At 48.6% G+C, this 2,980-nt stretch carries 2 protein-coding genes and 1 pseudogene; all 3 read right to left on the bottom strand.

Annotated features, from left to right (window positions below; translation table 11 throughout):
* Positions 1-496 precede the first annotated feature (496 nt).
* Positions 497-1,120: pseudogene (locus tag ACGF63_RS22630) on the bottom strand (recombinase family protein); the annotation flags it as partial.
* Between the two features lie 170 nt (positions 1,121-1,290).
* The gene (locus ACGF63_RS22625; protein WP_387633331.1) at positions 1,291-1,497 is read right to left on the bottom strand and encodes a hypothetical protein; all 207 of its coding nucleotides are present in this window, start codon (positions 1,495-1,497) and stop codon (positions 1,291-1,293) included.
* Between the two features lie 270 nt (positions 1,498-1,767).
* A complete protein-coding gene (locus ACGF63_RS22620; RefSeq protein WP_387633329.1) occupies positions 1,768-2,841 on the bottom strand; it encodes a DNA-binding protein in 1,074 nt (357 codons plus the stop codon).
* Between the last annotated feature and the right edge of the window lie 139 nt (positions 2,842-2,980).

Raw genomic sequence — 2,980 nt, 5'->3', positions numbered from 1 at the left:
ATAACAGTTATCATTATTCTATCCTCCCTATTACTTATGAAGTGTTAAGTATGAATGATTAAGTATGTTTTATGAAGAGTTAAGTATGAATTATTACTTATGCTTTTAGGTTGATGAAAATGTTAGCCGACTATCTCCAACCACCATCGAATTCATTCCAGCCTTGGTTTGTTGCATCATTAGTTAGCGTCATATCATCGACCACACAGTTACGTATCTCAGCGGCGCGGTAAATCTCGTCAAAAAGATTGTCTATCTGCTCTTTCAAATCGGCCTCATCGCTATACGTAAAAGTCAGGCTGTACTCGTTGTTGTCCAACACCTTTCCGTCGTAATCACACTCAACCAGCCAGGCAATTTCTTCTCTGAGCTTTTTCTTCCCACGGGTAAACTTGCTGCCGTTCTGCACCGGCACCCACAGCGTGGCTGTCACGGAAGGTGGGGTAGCACTCTCAAACTGCCCGGAAGGAGAGGATAGGGGGATAACTGAGGCGAACTGTTTAATAGCTCGGCTAATAGTGCCTCGACTGCAATTGATTGTTTTCTGAACTTGGCTCCAAGAACTGCCGCTTGCTAACAGCCGGTTAATGGCATCATAGCGATGTTGATTAACCTTTCTCCCCTGGTATTTTCCCTCCGCTTTTGCCTTGACTATTCCTTGTTTCTGGCGTTCCCGGCGCTGTTCATAGTCACGCCTAGCCACTGCGGCCAGCATATCGAGCAACATGTCATTGATGGCCGAAAACATCCGGTTATCAAAATCAGCCAGCCCCGGAGATAAATGTAGCCAGGTAGTGGGAACATTAACGGCCACGACTCTTATATCTTTTCTGGCAATCATTTTCTTGAGCGTGATCCAGTCGTCCCCGGCTAGGCGTGAAAGGCGGTCAACATCTTCAATGAGTAATATGTCACGCTGCCGACAATCTTTCAGCAGTCGGAAAAGCTCAGGACGCTCCAGTCGTGAACCTGACTCATTTTCAACATAGTAGTTGCAGATGGCCAGCCCTCGCTCAGTGGCGAAAGTGTCGATAGAGCTACGGGCACGTGATGCATCCTGTTCGGAAGTGGAGGCACGAAGATAGGCGCGAACAAAGCAGGACGGTACTGTTTGGGTCATTTTTGAGAACCGGTTCTATTTAAGTGTGAAGTGGTTGCTTAAACAGTACCAGCTTGCAGCAGTTCGAGGAAGGTATACTTAAATAGTACCGTAATTTGTTGTTGGCTATTTTTGCCCATCCCCCGATAGAGTTCAAAGTTGCTTTTCAAGCTCTTCCACTGTTTATGACTTTAATCTGTAAATAATGTCGCCAGGTCAACCGACTTGACGAACTCATCAACGCTAAATGTTGTTGCTATGTCATTAAATTCAAATCGACCGTAGAAATTAATGGGTTGCCACGCCACTGGCGATATTTTCCCCAGCTGTCCCATCTCAAATAAACCGTCAGGATCGGGATCTATCTCTGTTGTATTATTGTAAAGGGGGTCGAACACAAAATAACTCTCGTGCTCGTGGGTTGGATCACATCCGACTCAATATCGTAGTGTCGGAAAATAGATAATTTGGCGGTCGCATTAGCGACAAGATCATTGGATCTCCTTTAACGTTTCCATTCGGAAGAAGTTTTGATATGTCGTTTGTAGCGCCTGATAGCTTATGTCAGAAATCTCTCCCATCCTGCCCAGGCTCATATATGAAGGAATATTGTGATAGGTAAGCCGGTTATAAAAACAGGCTTACCATATATTAAAATCCGGCCAGTGTTATTTATGCCCTTTCACCGCTGCCGGTTCTGCTTTTCCGGCCAGCAACGCCGCCAGTTGTTCGTTATGCGATTTCAGCGCTTTAAGTTCACCAGTCATGGCCGCTTTTGCTTCCCGCGCCCCTGTTGCCTCTTTCAACGCTTTATCCAGTGCTGTTTGTCTGGCTCTCAGTTCCGCACTGGCGGTTTTTCCGGCCTCATCGAGCCGTTTTTGCAGGTCGCTTTCACTCCGGGCATGTTGCGCCTTCAGTTCTTTCATTTCCCCGGAGAATTGCTCTTTAGTAGTCCGTAGCTCGGCTGCGTGATTTGTTGTGGCTTCAGCCAATTTCTTCTCGGCGGCATCGAGGCGTTTTTTCAGTTCCTCTTCATTCCGGGCATAATGCGCCTTCAGCTCCTTCACTTCCCCGGCGTGTTGCTCTTTAGCGCCCCGAAGCTCGGCCACTGCTTCAGCAAGTTTTTTCCCGGCATCTTCCAGTCTGTCTTGCATATCGGCCAGTTGCTGCCGGTGCTGTTCTGCGGCTTTTCCCTCCGCCTTTTCTGACTCATCGAGCCATTTCTCCGTGGAGGCCAAACGTTCACGCAGTTGCGCCAGCTCTACGGCCTGAGCCTGCTCTTTTCCCCTGCTTTCGTCCAGCGCGGCAATTGTGGTGCTGTGTTCACCCCGCAGCGCATCAAGGGTTTCTTCAAGATCGTCAACGGCCTGTGCAGCGTCGGCCAACTCGCGCTCGGCTTGCGCCGTTTGTTCACCCGCCGCGCGGGTGACTTCGGCAACCCGCCGTTCGGCGGCTCTGACAGCCTTATCATTCAACTCTAACGTTAACTGCGCGATGCGCTCTGTAAGCGCCACTGATACAGCTTTCATTTCTTCGGCTACTTCAACCGGCAGCTCTGCAACAGGTTCATGCTCAACAACCGACTGCCCCGCCTGATATTCATCCCATACTTGACGCAGCCGGTTAGCGTCACCTCCACCGACTTTTTTACGCAGCGCAAACCCGGTGATGTTACGGCCTTCCGCTTGCAGAATTTTGCCCGCCTCAATGATGTCTTCCGGTGTGAATGTAACTGGACGCATATTTTATCCTCCGTCTGAATATGCATACATTATAAACAAAAGAAGGAAAGAAAGAAAGAAAGTAACAAATAAACTAATTACGTGACAGTGTGACATTGGTGGCAGGATTGTTAAGGGATTCCGGCGTAGCCCCCCTTAA

This window comes from Photorhabdus sp. RM322S (assembly GCF_042879395.1).
In the GTDB taxonomy this organism is placed as follows: domain Bacteria; phylum Pseudomonadota; class Gammaproteobacteria; order Enterobacterales; family Enterobacteriaceae; genus Photorhabdus; species Photorhabdus khanii.
Note: the sequence above shows the minus strand (reverse complement) of the source record. Positions and strands in the feature narration are given on the sequence as shown.